General features: G+C 58.1%; 14 protein-coding genes. 5 read left to right on the top strand and 9 right to left on the bottom strand.

From position 1 onward, the window contains the following. Window positions 1-2748: a cation-transporting P-type ATPase gene (locus ABIE59_RS04600; RefSeq protein WP_354444683.1), complete on the top strand. Its 2748-nt coding sequence runs from the start codon at window positions 1-3 to the stop codon at window positions 2746-2748. Between the two features lie 34 nt (window positions 2749-2782). On the opposite strand, the gene ABIE59_RS04595 is transcribed toward ABIE59_RS04600, so the two are convergent. Together ABIE59_RS04595 and ABIE59_RS04590 are read right to left on the bottom strand one after the other, a co-directional pair. Further along, window positions 2783-4525: an alkaline phosphatase D family protein gene (locus ABIE59_RS04595; RefSeq protein ID WP_354444681.1), complete on the bottom strand. Its 1743-nt coding sequence runs from the start codon at window positions 4523-4525 to the stop codon at window positions 2783-2785. Window positions 4526-4742: 217 nt separating this feature from the next. Further along, on the bottom strand, window positions 4743-5354 hold the full coding sequence (locus ABIE59_RS04590; RefSeq protein WP_072676108.1) for a Yip1 family protein: 612 nt from the start codon (window positions 5352-5354) through the stop codon (window positions 4743-4745). A gap of 244 nt (window positions 5355-5598) precedes the next feature. Here ABIE59_RS04590 and ABIE59_RS04585 point away from each other — a divergent pair, with 244 nt between their 5' ends. Further along, window positions 5599-6402 carry a dienelactone hydrolase family protein gene (locus ABIE59_RS04585; RefSeq protein ID WP_354444678.1) on the top strand — a complete coding sequence of 268 codons (804 nt, stop codon included), beginning with the start codon at window positions 5599-5601 and terminating at the stop codon, window positions 6400-6402. A 36-nt stretch (window positions 6403-6438) separates the two neighbouring features. On the opposite strand, the gene ABIE59_RS04580 is transcribed toward ABIE59_RS04585, so the two are convergent. The 6 genes from ABIE59_RS04580 to cysZ form a co-directional block, all read right to left on the bottom strand. After that, window positions 6439-7134 carry a lysophospholipid acyltransferase family protein gene (locus tag ABIE59_RS04580; RefSeq protein ID WP_354444676.1) on the bottom strand — a complete coding sequence of 232 codons (696 nt, stop codon included), beginning with the start codon at window positions 7132-7134 and terminating at the stop codon, window positions 6439-6441. Window positions 7135-7302: 168 nt separating this feature from the next. Beyond that, window positions 7303-7509, bottom strand: a complete 207-nt coding sequence (locus ABIE59_RS04575; RefSeq protein ID WP_008172950.1) for a cold-shock protein — start codon at window positions 7507-7509, stop codon at window positions 7303-7305. Between the two features lie 262 nt (window positions 7510-7771). Then, window positions 7772-8152: a fluoride efflux transporter CrcB gene (gene crcB / locus ABIE59_RS04570; RefSeq protein ID WP_058091547.1), complete on the bottom strand. Its 381-nt coding sequence runs from the start codon at window positions 8150-8152 to the stop codon at window positions 7772-7774. 14 nt (window positions 8153-8166) lie between these two features. Further along, window positions 8167-10614, bottom strand: coding sequence for an acyl-CoA dehydrogenase (locus ABIE59_RS04565; protein WP_354444672.1), 2448 nt, complete (start codon window positions 10612-10614; stop codon window positions 8167-8169). A gap of 137 nt (window positions 10615-10751) precedes the next feature. Continuing rightward, window positions 10752-13613: an RNA polymerase-associated protein RapA gene (gene rapA, locus ABIE59_RS04560; RefSeq protein WP_354444670.1), complete on the bottom strand. Its 2862-nt coding sequence runs from the start codon at window positions 13611-13613 to the stop codon at window positions 10752-10754. Between the two features lie 18 nt (window positions 13614-13631). Beyond that, window positions 13632-14381: a sulfate transporter CysZ gene (gene cysZ, locus ABIE59_RS04555; RefSeq protein ID WP_354444668.1), complete on the bottom strand. Its 750-nt coding sequence runs from the start codon at window positions 14379-14381 to the stop codon at window positions 13632-13634. Between the two features lie 95 nt (window positions 14382-14476). Between cysZ and ABIE59_RS04550 the strand changes: the two genes are divergently transcribed. Continuing rightward, complete coding sequence (locus ABIE59_RS04550; protein WP_354444666.1) at window positions 14477-14881, top strand: VanZ family protein; 405 nt, start codon at window positions 14477-14479, stop codon at window positions 14879-14881. Window positions 14882-15335: 454 nt separating this feature from the next. Here ABIE59_RS04550 and ABIE59_RS04545 read toward each other — a convergent pair whose 3' ends face one another. Then, window positions 15336-15995, bottom strand: a complete 660-nt coding sequence (locus tag ABIE59_RS04545) for a 50S ribosomal protein L11 methyltransferase (RefSeq protein ID WP_354444664.1) — start codon at window positions 15993-15995, stop codon at window positions 15336-15338. A gap of 106 nt (window positions 15996-16101) precedes the next feature. On the opposite strand from ABIE59_RS04545, the gene mnmH reads away from it, so the two are divergent. Together mnmH and ABIE59_RS04535 are read left to right on the top strand one after the other, a co-directional pair. Further along, the gene (mnmH, locus tag ABIE59_RS04540; protein ID WP_354444662.1) at window positions 16102-17211 is read left to right on the top strand and encodes a tRNA 2-selenouridine(34) synthase MnmH; all 1110 of its coding nucleotides are present in this window, start codon (window positions 16102-16104) and stop codon (window positions 17209-17211) included. Window positions 17212-17347: 136 nt separating this feature from the next. After that, window positions 17348-18181, top strand: a complete 834-nt coding sequence (locus ABIE59_RS04535; RefSeq protein ID WP_354444660.1) for a mechanosensitive ion channel family protein — start codon at window positions 17348-17350, stop codon at window positions 18179-18181. The last annotated feature ends 103 nt before the right edge of the window (window positions 18182-18284 follow it).

Below are 18284 nucleotides of genomic sequence, written 5' to 3'. Positions count from 1 at the left end.
ATGAATAGAGCACCGGAATCAACCCAAAGCCCCACCGCTAACCTGGATCAACCCTGGTACAGCATGGACTCCGATGTTGCACTGGGTGCTCTTGAGTCTGGTGATCACGGACTGACCGATGCCGAAGCCGCCCGACGCCTGGAACACTATGGCTATAACCGACTACCTCAGGTTGATGGCCCCGGCCCATTGATCCGTTTCTTGCGTCAGTTTCATAACGTTCTGATCTACATACTAATTGTTGCCTCGATCGGTACAGCGTTGCTCGGCCACTGGGTGGACACCGGCGTGATTGTGGGCGTGGTCTTGATCAATGCTCTGGTCGGCTTTTTCCAGGAAGGCAAAGCTGAGCGGGCCCTCGGCGCCATCCGCAACATGTTGTCTCCTACGGCCCAGGTAATACGTCAGGGCAAGCGCCAGGAAGTTGCTGCGGAGACACTCGTGCCCGGCGATATTGTTCGCCTCAAGGCTGGTGACCGGGTGCCGGCGGACATCCGCCTTATTGAATGCGCCGACTTGAGAGTCGAAGAAGCCGCACTGACCGGAGAATCCGAAGCGGCTGAAAAGGATCAGGGTAGGCTGGAGGAAGGCCTGCCGCTTGGGGATCGCGCCAACATGGCCTACTCCAGCACACTGGTGACCTTTGGCAACGGCTATGGTGTCGTGGTGGGCACCGCTCAGCAAACAGAAATTGGCCGCATCAGTGAATTGATGGAATCAGTGGAGGCGGTTACTACCCCGCTGCTGCGCCAGGTCGCCGTTTTCGGCCGCTGGCTAAGCGCCGTGATTGTTCTGGTATCGGCCTTGACCTTCGCCATCGGCTACTGGGTTCGCCAGACGGAACTCTCGGAGATGTTCCTTGCGGCGGTAAGTCTGGCCGTTGCCGCTATTCCGGAGGGGATGCCAGCCATCCTGACCATCACGCTCGCGATTGGAGTCCAGGAGATGGCCCGCCGCAGCGCCATCATCCGGCGATTGCCCGCCGTCGAGACCCTGGGTGCCGTCACCAATATCTGCTCCGACAAAACAGGCACGCTTACCCGCAATGAGATGAAGGTCCAGACCGTGGAAATGGCGCATCGTAGCCTGACGGTTGGCGGCGCCGGTTATGAACCCATCGGAGAGTTCAAGGAATCCGGCAAACCGGTGGCCCCAAAAGACGACCCGGCGCTTATCCAGATGCTACGGGCCGGGCTTCTCTGTAACAACGCCGAGATTTCCGAGAAGTCAGGCGACTGGGTGCTCAACGGAGAGCCAACCGAAGGTGCCCTGGTGGCAGTGGCACGCAAGGCGGGGCTGGACCCCGACGACCTGGCTCATCCCTGGCGGCGGCTTGACACGATTCCCTTTGCCTCTGAACACAAGTTCATGGCGACACTGAACCGGGACGGCACCGACGAAACAAACGCCTGGATATTCCTTAAAGGCGCCCCCGAGCGAGTTCTGGAGCGATGCGCCTTTCAGATGGGCGCAACGGAAACCGAACCTCTCGACACCGACTATTGGCACAAACAAATGCAGACCATCACCGAGGAGGGTCAGCGGGTGCTTGCAGTCGCCTGCCGCCAGGTGCCTGCAGACAGGGTTCATCTGGAATGGAACGAGGTCGAAAGCAATCTGGTACTGCTGGGACTGTTCGGTATCATGGATCCTCCCCGGCAAGAAGCCATCGAGGCGGTTGCCCAGTGCCAGGCGGCAGGCATTCGGGTGGTGATGATTACCGGCGACCACGGGGGAACAGCCCAGGCTATCGGCCGCCAACTGGGGATCGCAGGGGATCACCCGGCCATGACAGGGCAGGAACTGGAATCCTTGTCGGAAGACGATTTGATTGAAGCGGTCTCAAGGGTCACCATTTTTGCCCGCACCAGTCCGGAACATAAACTCCGCTTGGTAAGGGCGCTGCAAGCGCGCGGAGAGGTCGTGGCCATGACCGGCGATGGCGTTAACGACGCCCCGGCCCTGAAACAGGCCGATGTCGGCATAGCCATGGGCAAAAAAGGCACGGAAGCAGCCAAGGAAGCCTCCGAGATGGTACTTGCGGACGACAACTTTGCCACGATTGCCCGGGCGGTCGAACAAGGCAGAACGGTTTACGACAACATCCGAAAAGCCATTCTCTACCTGTTGCCAACCAATGCCGGCCAGGGGCTGACCATCTTCATGGCGGTATTGATGGCGATGCCACTTCCGCTAACGCCTGTCCAGGTACTCTGGGTCAATATGGTGACCGCAGTAACCCTAGCGATGGCCCTGGCCTTTGAGCCTACCGAGCCCGGCACCATGGCGCGCCCTCCCCGCAGCTCCAGGCAGCCACTGATGTCCGGAGGATTTCTCTGGCGTATCCCCTTCGTCGGCCTGCTGCTATGGGCGGGTACTTTCGGACATTTTTACTGGCTCACCAGTCAGGGCGTTGATCTGGACGTGGCCCGGACCGCAGCCATCATGACACTCGTGTCTGGACAGATCTTCTATCTGTTCAATGTACGTCACCTGTACTCCTCGGTGCTGAACTGGCGGGGCCTGTTTGGTAGCCGCCCGATCTGGATAGCCATCGGCATACTGGTCCTGCTGCAAGCCGCCTTCGCCTATCTGCCACCGTTGCAGGCACTGTTTGGCACCACTGAGCCCGGCACAGCAAATCTGTTGTTAAGTCTCGCGTTTGGGGTATTTCTGCTCCTGGTGGTGGAGCTGGAGAAGTGGATCAATAATCGCTTTGTCAATTCCGCCAGCAGAACCCCGGCGTAAAGGAGCCCGGGGGTTCCCCGGGCCCTGCTTGACGTCACCCCGCAGGGGTTTCCAAACGACGATTCGCCGAGCCAGGCAACGTTCGCAGAGACGCCGTTGCCGACGTATCAACATTGTATGTCTGGCTTTTCACGGTATCCAGGAAGTGCCAGTCCGCGCGCGCCTCCTCTGATGTGAACGTCACCAGCATATACCCCCTCTGACTGATGTTGAGGTACTCGAGGTCATCAACCAGCAGCCCGATTCCCTGTTCGGCTTGCGGAATCATCTCTGCCGGCAGCCCCAGGTACCCCTCAAGCCCAGGCGAGGTCACCGAGGCCGTGGCAAACTCCACGCCAATCTGTCGCCCTTCCACATCCCGGAGGTTGTTGGCCCAGGCATTGTGGGTATCACCGGCCAGCACCACCAGGTTCCTGTCCAGCTGCCGGGCGGTGGCGAGAACCACTTCCCGTTCGTACTGGTAGCCATCCCAGGCATCCAGGTTATAGGGTGCTGCCAGTTCAAGCCGCGCCAGCTCCTGTTCGGTAAGTGTGGGATCACCCTGCAGCGCCCGGGCTTTCAGCGTTGCCAGTTCGGCCAGTGATGCCGGCAGGTTTTCCAGATTCTGTGTCGCAATGGCCATCAGCAGCTCGGCGGGCAGGTTCATGCGCCCCATCAGCACCTGCTGGCCAAGCACCTGCCAGGTACCCGCCCCCTGCGCAAGTGCCGACTGCAACCACAAAAGCTGTTCGGCGCCCAAAAGGGTACGGTTCGGATCCCCTACTGCCGCCCGGAAAGCATCTACATCCAGGCCGCCCTCCCCGAGGTAGTTCATGTAATCCAGCTGCTGGTCACGGCCAATAATGCGGGTATCCAGCATATGCAGATCAACCAGGTCACCAAACCGGAAACTCCGATAGATGGTTTCGTTACTACCCTCTATTACCGGGCGGATCGGCATCCACTCAAAGAAGGCCCGCAAGGCCGCTATTTTGCGTTCCCCGAAATCACCTTCGCCGAGCTCCGGATTGTGGTTCTCTGCACCCTCGCGCCAGGTGTCGTTGGTGACCTCATGGTCGTCCCATACCACGATGAACGGCATAACGCGGTGCAATTCCTGAAGGTCATCGTCCTTGCGATAGATGCCGTAGCGTTGGCGGTAATCCTGCAGAGTAATCAACTCCAGATTATTGGCCTCCGGGAAGGTGCGCCCCAATGCCTCGGCATCTGCTGCTGCGTAGCTGTCGGCCTCACTGCTGTATTCGTAGATGTAGTCTCCCAAATGAACCAGGGCGTCCAGATCCTGTCGGGTGGCAATCTCCCGATAGACATTGAAATAGCCCGCCGGATAGTTGGAGCACGAGACAACAGCCAGCTTCACTTGATCAATGCTGCCCTCAGGGAGGGTTCGGGTAGTACCAACAGGCGATGTGCTGTTAGCGGAGCGGAATCGGTAGAAGTAGCGCTGGCCATCGGATAAGCCCCGGGCATCCACCTTCACCGTGTAATCATGCTCTGCGCTGGCCCCGGCGGTGCCGGAGTGTACGATCTCATCAAACTCGGCATCCCTGGCAATTTCCCAGCCCACGTCTACCGAGGTCCCCCTATCCGGCACCGCGCGCGTCCAGAGTATGACGCTGTCCTGTAACGGGTCGCCGCTGGCGACACCATGGGTGAATTCAACGCTGCGCTTATCGCTGCTATCGAACACACAACCCGCCAATCCGGTTGAGACAGCTACTGCTCCCATCCCCAAGGCCGAGGCTTTCAGAAAATCCCTGCGTGTTAACCGTGCCATTCTGTTCCCCTTATTATTCATTCTGAGCTTGTCCTGTTGTGGGCGGCCGCCCGATTCGCGACCGCAGACCAAACGCTAGACTGCTCAGATGAAAACCGCGTTGCCGGATTGCGACATCCCTGTGGCAAATGCCGACAACTGGGGGAAGGCAGGCACCAGGTCACAAAAAAAGGGAGCCGAAGCTCCCCTTTGATGGCTGATGATTGGCAGGTTACGACTACCCGCTGACAAACACCGGGCCGACACCGAAGTTCCAGAGAATGACCGAGCCAACACGAGTAGAAACGAGAATCACCAGGGCAACGGTCAGCAGGGCCCCGCCGTACATTACCGCACGCTCTTTCTCGATCCCCATCACGATGGGCAGGCCGTCATACATCAGCCAGGCACCGTAACAGGCTGCCGCCAGAAACACAGCCGCGTTGAACCATGGCACCGGGTACAACAGCGCAAAGCCAGCCAGGAACAGCGGAGTGCAGGAATAAGCCGCAAGGGCAATACCGTTAGAAGGTACGTGTTCCTCTTTGGCACCGTAGGTTTTTGCCATCCAGTTAATGGCGTAGCCCAGGGCAAAGACGCCCACCAGCATGGCAATGTATGTCAGGACGCTCAGCTGCAACGCACTGATTTCCGTCAGCTTGATCAATCGCTCATTGCCGACGGACCAGCCGAAATGCGCGGTTGAGATGTAAGCACAGATCGGCGCGATAGCTGCCAGAATAACCACATAGGCAACATACAGCCGGGTTGGATGTTCGTGTTCTTTCTTTATGGATGCCCACTCTTGGTCCGGGTGGGTAAACAGACCAAACGCGTGTGACAGGAGCATAGACCACCCCCTCGTTATTGATGTTATTGGTATGGGTGGATACGGTGCCTGAACGAGTTCAGACTTATCACCGTTCCTGTTCTTAACTATAGTCAAGAACGGTCAGGTTGAAAGCAGCACCTGATGCCATTTTGTTCGCGAATCCGGTGCTCTCAGATCATTTGGTTCTGTAAGCAGTGTTCATCGGGTATGTCTGAACACTCGTATGACAAGGAATCCAAAACCACACAAGGAGATGACCCACATGCCTGGAATCAGAAAAACAACTCACCTCACTGCGCTCGCCCTGGCCATTGCCGGCGCCAGTGCCAACGCGGAACTTCGCACCGAAACGGTCACCTATGAAGTGGATGGACAGACCTTTAGTGGCTACATGGCCTGGGATGATGAAGACGAGGGCAAACGGCCCGGCGTTCTGGTGGTTCACGAGTGGTGGGGTCATAACGCCTTCGCCCGTGAGCAGGCAGAGAAGCTGGCAGCGGCGGGCTACACAGCCTTTGCCCTGGACATGTACGGCGAGGGCAAGCTGGCTGAACACCCGGATACCGCTCAGGAGTTCATGCAGGAAGCCACCAAAAACATGGACCAGGTGAAAGCCCGTTTCATGAAGGCCAAATCACTGCTGCAGAACCATGCAAGCGTGGATGCCAGCCGTATTGCCGCCCAGGGCTACTGTTTCGGCGGTGCGGTAGTATTGAACATGGCTCGCCTTGGTGTTGATCTGGCCGGGGTGGTGAGCTATCACGGTGCACTGGCCAGCCCGGTTCAGGCAGAGGCCGGCAAGGTAAAAGCCAAAGTGCAGGTATACACCGGAGGTGCAGACCCGATGGTGCCTTCCGAGCAGGTAGCAGGATTGGTCCGGGAGATGCAGAACGCAGAAGTAGACCTGACGCTGGTGAGCTTCCCCGGGGTTACCCACTCTTTCACCAACCCCGGCGCAGACAAGGTTGCCGAGCAGTTCGGAATGCCCATCGCCTACAATGAAACCGCTGCTGCCCGGTCTTGGAACGGCACCATGCAGTTCTATAGTGAGATTTTCGCTCAATAACCGTTCTGGCCCGCCGCCAAGCGGGTCAGCTCTTTTCTAAAGGGCAGACCCAATCGTTTGGCGAACCTCGCGCATGAGTTCCTCCAACGAGCGGTGCTCAGTACTGACCGGCGGATGCGCCACGATTTCGATATCGCCGGCGGAAAACGCTGCGCGCCCCTTTGGCAGGCGTTCATGGGAGCCCCGAATCGTCACTGGTAGAATGGGCAGCTCACCATCTTTGGCGATCACGAAGCCGCCCTTCCTGAACGGCAACAGTTGCCCGTCAATGGATCGCGTGCCCTCCGGGAACAACAGAATGCCGGTACCCTCCGGCAACTGAGCCACGCCCTGCTTGATGCTTTCCAGCGCATCGCTGCCTTTGGAGCGGTCGATAAACAGGTTTCGGGACGTCTCCAGCGCCAGTCCGAACAAGGGTACCTTTCTGAGCTCTTTCTTGATCACCCACCGATACTGCAGCCCCAAGGCAAGCACCAAGGCTGGCGGATCAAAATACGAGGCGTGATTGCTCAGAATCACATATCGCTGGTTGGGTTGAATATGCTCCCTGCCCCGCACACGCAGGCGGATACCGCACACTTTCAAAATGATCCAGGCATATACCTGAGTGCCGTGAAAAGCAGCATCACCACGCTTGCCGATAAGGGCCGCAATGACGATAGGCAGGAAAAGAATGAGGGTGAGCAAAATGGCCCAGAAAAGAATCCAGGCGGCCTTGAGTATACGAAGCATGTCAGATGTTCCAGCAAGTCTCGACTTCAGATTAAACGGGAGCAAGCGGAAACAAGATTACACAGGGGGCGGACTTTCACCAAATACGGGCAACATATCGGCCCGAAACACCAACAAAAAAGGCAGCCGAAGCTGCCTTTTCCTGGTTATTGCTCAATACCGTGGGGATTACAGAGCAACAACGTTCTCCGCCTGAGGACCTTTCTGGCCCTGAGTTACGGTGAACTCGACCTGCTGGCCTTCGGCCAGGGTCTTGAAACCAGAGCCCTGGATGGCGCTGTAGTGAACAAATACGTCCGGGCCGCCTTCACGAGTGATAAAGCCAAAGCCTTTTGCTTCGTTGAAGAACTTAACAGTACCGGTAGTAGTAGACATACTTAAACTTCCTGAAATCAATCATATTATCTGCTGCCACACACCTTCGTGGTGTTGGTCAGCGTTTGACGGAAAAACTGAACTCGCGGGATCAAAAACAGGACGGTCACTACTAACTGCGGAGGTACGTCTTATTCATGAACTGCTTGGCTAATCTTTCCTACACGAACCACTCTACTCTGGAATTCCCGGCTTGCCAAGGGTCTTTTTTAATAATTTATGTAGGTACTCATACCCAGTTCCGGCGCCGCCCGGACACAGTTCAGCCCTTGATCAGACTGAAGGTGTAAAAGCCCAGGGCGGTCATAAGAATGGACCCCACTACATGGGCAACAATACCGGTGAGTGCCATGGCCCACTTACCCTCTTGCAGTGCCCCGAACATTTCCAGGGAAAAGGTTGAGAAGGTGGTCAGCGCACCACAAAGCCCGGTGATGGCAAACAAACGCCATTCCGGTGCCAGGGCGTTACTCTGGGTGAAAAAGCCAATCAACAGCCCAACCAGCCAGCCACCGCTCAGGTTGGCCACCAGGGTGCCCCAGGGCACCGCGTGGTAACTGGCATTCAGCCATAAGCCAAGTGCCCAACGAAGGTTGGCGCCGATCACGGCGCCAACACTTACAGCAACAACTGAGAGCCACACGTCAACTGGCTCCGTCAGGCCGGGTTATGGTCAATCAGGGTATCCTTGTTGCGGGCAAACTCATCAAACGGGAAATCATCGACAGTCAGCATCTCAAGCACTACCTGCTCATACTGTCGCATGAAGTCTGCCTCTTCCTTGGTAAAGACCCCTGCTTTAAGTGCCGCCTCAAACCGCTCTTCAGGATGCAGCGCCGTCATTGGCAACTCGCCCTTGGCATAGGCCTTGGTCGCCTTGCGGTATAGCTGTTCAGCCTTGTCGTAATCCTTGAGCAGGCCGTTATAACGGGCCACAGGGTTCTCTACGGTGCCCTCTCCATCAGTGGTCCAGGCACCTGCCATCAACTTGTTGCGTATCGGAGTATCGGTGGATATGGCGCGAGCCAGTTTGCGGGCCAGGTCATCATGGGGCGCATCCCAACGACAACCCAGCGGCAGAGTTACAGCACGCAGGGCCAGGGCCACCGGACGATTAGGCAGGTTCTGCAGAAACTCGTCCAGGGCCTGCTCGGTACGGTGCAGCAACAACGCCAGGCTGTACTGCATCAGCTCCTTCTCACCTTCCACCGGTTGGGTCTCGTGCCAGTTCTTCAGAACCATGGAAGCGAGGTAGAGGTTCGAAAGCATATCTCCCAGGCGGGCCGAAATCAGCTCGCGCATTTTCAACTCGCCACCCAGGGTGGTCATGGCGGCGTCGGCACACAGGCCGAATGCGGAGCTGAACCGTGCCAGGGCCTGGGCGTATTTGCGCGACGCGCTGTCAAACGGCACATCGGCCTTGCCGATACCCAATGCCTGGGTAAAGGCGCGGGCGGCATTACCGAAGATCAGGCCGGCATGGCCAAAGAATGCTTCATCAAAGGCCTTGATGTCGTCGTTGTCTTTTGCTGCCAGTTCTTTCAGGACGTACGGATGACAGCGGATCGCACCCTGGCCAAAGATCATCAGGCTGCGGGTCATGATGTTGGCACCCTCAACAGTGATCGAGACCGCCGCACCGCTGAAGCCAATGCCCAGGTAGTTACGCGGGCCCAGGGTGACTGTCTTACCACCATGAACATCCATGGCATCGGTCAGGATGTCACGCTGGAACTCGGTCAGGTGATACTTGAGGATGGCCGACGGCACCGCCGGTTTCTCGCCACGGTCAATCATGTTCGCGGTATGGTTCACCGCCGACTGGGCAATGTAGGTTTTCGCCGCAATACGGGCGAGGGGCGCCTGCACACCTTCCATATCCGCCACCGGGGTATTGAACTGGCGGCGAATGCGGGTGAAGCCACCGGCAGTCCCGACAGCGTAGGCTGCACCACCAGCCGCACCAGACGGCAAGGTGATACAACGGCCCACCGACAGGCACTCAACCAGCATGCGCCAGCCCTGCCCGGCCATTTCCTGGCCACCGATGATGTAGTCCAGCGGGATAAACACGTCTTTGCCCTTGATCGGCCCGTTCATGAACGGCGTACCGATCGGGCAGTGGCGACGACCGATTTCCATGCCGTCGGTGTCACGGGGAATCAGCGCACAGGTAATGCCGTAGTCCTTGGTGTCGCCGAGTAGACCGTCCGGGTCAAACATCCGGAACGCCAGGCCCACCACGGTGGCCACCGGCGCGAGGGTAATCCAGCGCTTTTCGAAGTTCAGGCGAATGCCCAGTACTTCCTTGCCGTCCACCTTCTGTTTACAAACGATGCCGGTGTCCGGCAGCGACGTTGCATCAGAGCCTGCCCGCGGGCCAGTGAGACCAAAGCATGGCACTTCACGGCCATCGGCCAGACGCGGCAGGTAATAGTTTTTCTGTTCTTCGGTGCCGTATTTGACCAGCAACTCACCAGGGCCGAGGGAATTGGGAACCCCAACGGTCACCATCAGCATTTCGTTGGCCGCCAGCTTCTGCAGCACCGCAGTCTGTGCTTTTGCCGAGAACTCCAGGCCACCGTATTCCTTCGGAATGATCATGCCGAAGAATTTCTCTTTCTTGAGGAAGTCCCACAGTTCTTTCGGCAGGTCAGCCCGCTCAACCGCCAGATCCCAGGCATTACACATGGAGATGGCCTGGGTACATTGATTATCAACGAACGCCTGCTCTTCGTCGCTCAATCCGGCATGGCGGTTGATCAGCAGGTTGTGCCAGTCCGGGCGGCCGGTAAACAGCTCACCATCCCAGCCCACGGTGCCGGCTTCCAGCGCCACCTTTTCTGTTTCTGAGACCTTGGGAGCCACCTTCTTGAACATGGCGAATACCCGAGGGGTCAGCCAATTGATCCGGAACTGGGGTAGCCCCGCGGCTGCAGTCACCGCGGCGCCCACCAACAGAACCAGCGCGAGCCAGCCCGAAGCCATAAACAGGGACAACACACCTACTACCGCCATAATGCCAATAGCGGGTTTTGCACCGGATTCGCGACGCAGAACAAACAGCAGGCCGCCCAGTGCGATCAGAAACAGTATCAACGTCATCACAGGTTCTCTCTGTCTTCCGTGGATTGGAGTCTTTGGACAATAACCAAAGGCTTATAACACTTCGTTACGTTCAACTTACTCTATCAGATGCCATGTTGCCAGATTACGCCCGCAACTCAGCCAGTTAGTCCACCTCAGGAGGTAACGATCACCCGAATACCCTCCAGCGCAAGGCTGGCGTGCCCAACCGCTTCCCGGGCCGCGTCCAGTTGGCCGCGCAGAAAGTCGATCTCCTCACTGCGAATGGCCGGGTTTACCCGCTGCAAGGCTTCCAGCCGGCGTACTTCAGGCACGAAGCCCGCCTCAACCTGCGCCAGGGCTTTTTCCTGCAACTGTGCCAGGTGCGGCTCAGCCAGGCGCTCCACATGGTCCACCATGGTTTCCACCTCGGCCCGGATTTTCGGCACGATGGCCTGGGCCGTCCGGCGTCGGATGTTGGAGCACAACTCATTCAGGCGATCGTGCGGCAATGCCTTGGACAGATCCCGGCCATTCACATCCACCACCAGCCTCAGCGGAGAAACCGGCAGGTAGCGGGTCAACTGCAGGGATTCCGGCGCCGGGCAATGCACGGCAAACAGGGCTTCCAAGAGCAGAGTGCCGGGGGGCAACGCCTTCACAGACAAATTGGCCAGCGCCGCCTTGCCCAGGCCCGAGCTGGTGACGGAATCCATCACACCGGTCACCATCGGGTGCTCCCAGCTCATGAACGCCATATCTTCCCGCTGAAGAGCCTGTTCCCGTTCCCAGGTGACGGTTAGGCCGTCTTCCGGCAACTCGGCAACATGGCCCGCCTGGTATTGTTCGCCAGGCTTAAGCACATCCGCATGCTCGCTGTGATCTTCAATATCCACACCCAGAATATCGAACGCCTGGACCATGTAATCACGCACTTGGGCCGAGCTTTCCTCTTGCTCGATGCTGGCAATCAAGGCTTCGGCTTCATCCCGGCGGCAGGAATTGAGTTCAATCAGCGCATCCCGGCCGTTGTGCAGCAGGGTTTTCAGCCGCGCAGTTTCCTCGGCGCTGCTCGCCAGCATGGGTTCCAGGACGCTGTCATCTCCGGCCAAAGCCTTCTGCCACTGGTCACCGACCTGTTCATGGACAGCCACGCCCACGGCACAGCTCTCGGCAAAGGCATTCAGCCCTTCATGGAACCAGCGATACTGCACTTCCTGGCTTGTGCCCTGCAGGTACGGTATGTGAATCCGGATGGCTTCGGTCTGACCAATACGATCCAGCCGGCCAATCCGCTGTTCCAGCAGGTCGGCATTGGCGGGCAAATCGAACAATATCAGGTGATGAGCAAACTGGAAGTTGCGGCCTTCACTGCCGATTTCCGAGCAGATCAGTGCCTGGGCGCCCTGCTCACCGTCGGCAAAATAGGCGGCCGCACGATCCCGCTCCAGCAGGCTCAGGCGCTCGTGGAAGGCCGCGCTGCGAATGCCGGCCCTCAGCTGCAGGTAATGCTCCAGCGCCATGGCGGTGTCCGCCCGGGCGCAGATCACCACCACTTTGGCCGGGCGCAGGCTGGCCAGTTTCTGCTCCAGCCAGACTACTCGGGGATCGTCCGCCAGCCATTGCTCTTCCGGCACGGACTGTTCAGGCGCCAGACCGACAGCGCCGTAGCGGCAGTCATCGTAAAGGGCAGGACACGGCAGAGGTTCCGGCAGCGGCTGGCGCTCCGGGAAGCCCTGAATCGCTGCCCGGGTGTTGCGAAACAGCACGCGGCCCGTGCCATGACGGTCCAGCAGCGCATTAATCACCGCCTGATGGGCACCATCCTGCGCCAGAAGCTCATCCAGCTCATCACCGAGCCAGCCGGCAAGGGCGGCTTTGTCTTCCGGGTCAATGTGCTCCGGGCTCTCAAGTAACCGGCGCACCACCTTGTTGATGGCCTCGTATTGCTGCTCCTCTTCCCGGAAGGCGTCCAGAGAGTGGAACCGGGCCGGGTCCAGCAGGCGTAATCTGGCGAAATGACTGGCCACGCCCACCTGTTCCGGCGTGGCCGTCAGCAGCAACAGGCCTTTACTGGCCTCCGACAGGCTTTCAACCACCTGATATTCCGCACTGGCCTGCTGCGGCGACCAGGCCAGGTGGTGGGCTTCGTCCACCACCATCAGATCCCAACCCGCCGCCATGGCATGGTTACGGGCCTGCTCGCTTTCAACCAGAAAATCGAGACTGCACAACACCAACTGGTCGGCCTCGAACGGGTTGACGCTGTCATCATCACCAAAGATGTGGTTTACCAGGGCGTCTACATCATCTTCCCGGGCCTTAATGTCTTCGTACCGGCCCTGATCGACAATGGAGAAGCGCAGATTAAAGCGGCGCAGCATCTCCACCAGCCACTGGTGAATCAGCGAATCCGGCACCACAATCAGTGCCCTTCGGGCCCGGCCGGTATGCAGCTGATAGTGCAGGATCAGGCCCGCTTCAATGGTTTTGCCAAGACCCACTTCATCGGCCAGCAAAACCCGGGGGGCATGGCGGCGGGCCACTTCGTGGGCAATGTACAGCTGGTGTGGCAGGTGCTGGGTACGCGCCCCAATCAATCCCTGGGCCGGGGAAGCCCGAAGGCGATCCATGTGCTGCAGGGTAGACACCCGCAACCGAAAAGCCCCGTTTCGGTCAAACTGACCGGCAAACAGGCGCTGATGCGGCGCCGAAAAATTCACCGAACCGGCCAGCTTCACCTCGGAGATTTGCTGAATATTCTCGCCGTCATCGGCGTGGTACATCAGAACACCGTGGAGATCCTCGACCGCGCGAACAACGTAACGCTCACCGTCGTAGGTCTCTATCTCCTCACCCAGCTGATAGACAATGCGCGACAACGGCGCATTATCGATGGCATAGGTGCGCTCTTCATCGGCCGCCGGGAACCCCAGGGTGACTCTGCGCCCCGAGATGTCGGTAACGATACCCAAACCCAAGGCGGTATCGCTGTGGCTCACCCAACGCTGACCGATGACAAATTCCGATGTTTCCAAGAAACCTCCGCACGCAAATTACTGTTGATTCGATGTATTTTCCCGCACCCAGTAGGCGGTTGCTCCGCACACCGCAGCCGGCACCACCACCAGATTAAGCACCGGCACCATGGCCGCCAGGGCCACCGGCAAGCCGAAACCCAGTGCTGACAGCCGCTGGGCTGCCAGATCCCGGCGCAGCCGGGCAAAACTGACTTTGTGGTTATCCGCCGGATAATCCACGTACTGCAACGCCATCATCCAGCTGTTGAACAGAAACCAGAGCACGGCAGCCACCAGGTTGACTACCGGAATCAGGCCAATGATGAACAGGCCCAGGGCCCGGGGCAGGTAATAGGCAATCTTCTGGACCTCACGCCAGAGAATTCGCGGGGTGTCCTTCAGCAGAGCTGCCCAGCCTTCGTCCGGATTGACCTCCTGGCCGGTCAGGTGCTTTTCGGTAAGCTCGGCCAGGTAGCCGTAGAACGGTGAACCTATGAGATTGGCAACAATCACGAAACCGTAGGCCAGTATCAGCAAGATCACCACGCCGTAAAGCAGCCAGAACAACCAGTCCAGCGCCTGCAACCAGGCCCAGTCCGGCAGCCAGGCCATGGCACCGGCGATCATGGCGGAAAACAGTTCCGCCATGAAATAGAACATCAAACCGAACAGAAGAATGTTGATCACAAGGGGAATGATGACGAACAGGCGCAGGCCCGGCAGGCGGATCAGCCTGAAACCTTCGCCCAGATAACCCAGTCCTCTGAAAAAGTTACCCTTGAGCATTGCTGGTGATCCTCCGCTGCCATGACAAAAACGGGGCGCAAAGCATATCATGTCAGAGTCTTTCCCACAGCCCGCAACCACGCCTGGATGACTTGATGCTTCAATTTCAGCAAACCGTCTATACCCTTCTGCGCATGCGCCGGCTCTGGCAGGCGGTCTTGCTGATCTCGGTGGCCGCCATCCTGTACCTGGCCACAACCAGTTCCAACTACCCGATCCCCGCGGCCGCCAACGACAAGGTCAACCACATCATTGCGTTCATCGAGCTGACCATCGTCACCCGGCTAGCCTGGCCGCGCCTGAGTGCCCTCTGGTACGCCCCTGCCCTGCTGAGCTTTGGCCTGGCGCTTGAAATGGTCCAGGCCAACCTCCCCTATCGGGATTTCTCCATGGCCGACGTTGTGGCGGATGCCCTGGGCATTGCTATCGGTATGCTGCCCTGGCCGGGCATCCGCAATGCCGGTGAAGTGGATTTGAGAAATTCGCCCGACTCCGTGTGAGATATCTCCTACATACATGTAAGAACATGTAGCCGCGTTGCGTGCGCAGACACGAGCGCTCACCCAGAAAATTAATCTATGTTAATGATTTTGAACAGAAAATACTGAGACCCCCAGTTTCGTGCTAAACAAATCGTGCACAGTTCACACGTCTGTAAAGGTGGGATTGGTATGATGTTCAACGTCAAGGATGACAGGGAAAAGGACGACGCACCGGACGCACCCCTGCAGGGATTGTGGGGAGAGGCAAGGAAACAGGGACGCCTCGCTTAAGGGATAACGAATCGGATGGCTTGCTCGGACGCCGGCACCAGGGAACGGAATGATGGATCCGGCAACAAGGCCGTTGCCCACCGCGCACGGAGGCGCCAACCTGTTCCAAATCTGAACTGCTCAGGAAGGCGGCTCAGTACCTGTGAAGGGCAGCCTGAGGGTTGCCCTTTATTTTTTATGCTCACCTGCTGCCCTGCGCAAGATAAATGCGCACCTTATTGAACTCCTCGAATTCATTCAGATCCGGCCAGGTTCTTGCCTCAATCACCGCCTGCTGTTCATACGCCGGATTGGCCAGGTTCCTGACCCGGGAATCCGCCAGCAACACCTGGTCAGCGGCTTTACGAAACACCTCCAGCAACGGCCGGTTGTCCGGGTCGTACAACACATCGGCCGCGGTGATCAGCTCCAGTTGCTCGGGGCGCTGCGCCCAGTCTGCACATAGCTCCACCTGCACCCTGTTCAACTCAGCATTGGCTGCAGCAGCATCCAGTGCTGCCGGGTCAATATCACAGGCAATGGCCCGCGCCGCCCCCGCCCGTGCTGCTGCCACCGCCACCACGCCTGACCCGGAGCCGAAATCCAGCACAGTTTTACCAGACACCAGATTCGGGTGGTCCAGAATCCACTGAGCCAACACCTGGCCACTGGCCCAGCAAAACGACCAGTACGCCGGCTCCGCCACGACGGCCTGGGCCTCATCATGGCTCAAAGGCCCCTCAAGCACCGACGGATCAAACAGGTAGAGCGGTAAACCGGGGCAACCGGCCGGCGCTGATTGAGCCACCCGGCCGCGACTCAGGGTTTTGCGTAAATGCTGATTGAGCTTTTCCGGATTCATCGTTCGTCCTTTCAGGGCGTTTCCGAGGCGGCATTGTACCCTTTGGCCGGGATATCAACAGTCCGGTATACTGCCGCCTCACACTGAGTAACAGCGATTCGCACAAATGGCCAGCAGACCCGACACCGATGACTACCTCAACCTGTTCCTGAACGACGTTCCATTAATGGATGTTCGGGCACCGGTGGAATTTGTCAAAGGCAGCTTTCCCTGTGCTGAAAATGCACCACTGATGAATGATGAAGAACGGCATCGGGTGGGTATCTGCTATAAAGAAAAAGGTCAGGACGAAGCTGTCAGACTGGGTCATCAACTGGTTTCAGGCGACATCAAGGCGCAGCGCATTGAGGCGTGGAACCGCTTTGTTGCCAGGCATCCGGAAGGTTACCTGTTCTGCTTTCGCGGCGGGCTGCGCTCACGCCTTACCCAACAATGGATTAAAGACTCAGGCATTGACTACCCGCTGGTGAAAGGCGGCTACAAAGCCCTGCGCCGATTCCTGATCGACAGCCTGGACGAGCTCATCGCCAACGCTGACTACCGGATTCTCAGCGGCCGCACCGGCACTGGCAAAACCCGCGTGCTGATGGACCTGCCCAACCCGGTAGATCTTGAGGGGCTGGCTAACCACCGGGGCTCCAGCTTTGGTCGGCAGGTGACGCCGCAACCGTCCCAGATAGACTTCGAGAACCGTTTAGCGGTTGCCATGCTGAAGGCGCATCACCTCACCGGCGGCCAGATCTACCTCGAAGACGAGAGCCGGCTGATCGGCCGCTGTGCACTGCCGGAAAGTCTCCGGGCGCGGATGGCGGAATCACCGCTGATGATCCTCGAACAGCCCATGGAAGAGCGGGTTGCGATCATTCGTGCTGACTATGTTGAAGCCATGTTGCAGGACTACATCGCCAGAGACGGTGACGACGCCGGATGGCTTAACTTCCGGGACTACCTGCTCAGCGCCCTGGACCGGATACGCCGGCGCCTGGGTGGAGAACGCTACCAGCAACTCCGGACTCTGATGACCCAGGCACTAGACCAGCAACAGGCCACCGGCGCTCTGGACGGCCACCATAACTGGATTGAAACCCTGCTCAACGATTATTACGACCCGATGTACGACTACCAGCTCAGCCAGAAACAGGGGCGAATTCTTGTGCGCGGCAATCCGGAAACCATTCGCGACTACGCCACAGACCACCACAAGCCCTTGAAATAGAGCCATTACAACATCGTTGGCCAATGCAGGTTTAATCCATTTGTGCTCTATACTGCGTAGAGTCAGATTCCTTTGCGGCAATCGATTTTGCAGGCAGTTACACCCCAGAAAACACTAATGAACAAGGAGTTCCCTTATGGAAGACCTCTTCAGTGCCGACGGGCAGGCCACCCAATGGATGGATCAGGCCGTTGCCCTGACCATGGCCTATGCCCCCAAAGTGTTGCTGGCCATCATTACCCTGATCGTGGGTATGTGGCTGATCAACCGTTTTGTTTCGGTTCTTGACAAGAAACTGGGGCAGAAAGACCCCACCCTGAACAAATTCCTGTGCGGCCTGATTGGCTCTGTCCTCAAAATCATGCTGCTGATCTCGGTCGCCTCCATGATTGGCATTGCGACCACCTCCTTTATCGCGGTCATTGGTGCCGCCGGCCTCGCCATCGGCCTGGCCCTGCAAGGCAGCCTCGCCAACTTCGCCGGCGGTGTTCTGATCCTGATCTTCAAACCGTTCAAGGTGGGCGATACCATCGAAGCGCAGGGCTACCTTGGCGCTGTGGCGGAAATCCAGATTCTTTACACTGTGGTGAACACTTTCGACAACCGTCGAATTGTGATCCCCAACGGCAGTCTGTCCAACGCAACACTGGTTAATGTCAGCATCTACGACAAACGCCGCTGCGACATGACCTTCGGCATTCACTACGACGACGACATCGACAAGGCCAAAGCCATTCTCCAGCGCCTGTTTGACGAGGATGAACGGTCACTGAAAGACCCGGCACCGCGAATCTGTGTTGGTGCCCTTGGTGACAGCTCTGTTGACCTCATGTTCCGTGCCTGGGTCGCCACCGACGACCTCTGGCCGTATTACTGGGACATGCAGGAGAAAGTCAAAAAGGCCTTTGACGCAGAGGGCATTACCATTCCGTTCCCGCAGCGCGATGTTCACATGTACAAGACCGAATGACGCGAACCGTTACACACAAAAACAGATGGATACTCGCAAACATCGCAACGTAGGCTAAGCTGACGGTAAGGTGGGGCACTCGCCCCCCTTGCCATCGGGGCCT

Source organism: Marinobacter sp. MBR-99, from assembly GCF_040547575.1.
In the GTDB taxonomy this organism is placed as follows: domain Bacteria; phylum Pseudomonadota; class Gammaproteobacteria; order Pseudomonadales; family Oleiphilaceae; genus Marinobacter.
Note: the sequence above shows the minus strand (reverse complement) of the source record. Positions and strands in the feature narration are given on the sequence as shown.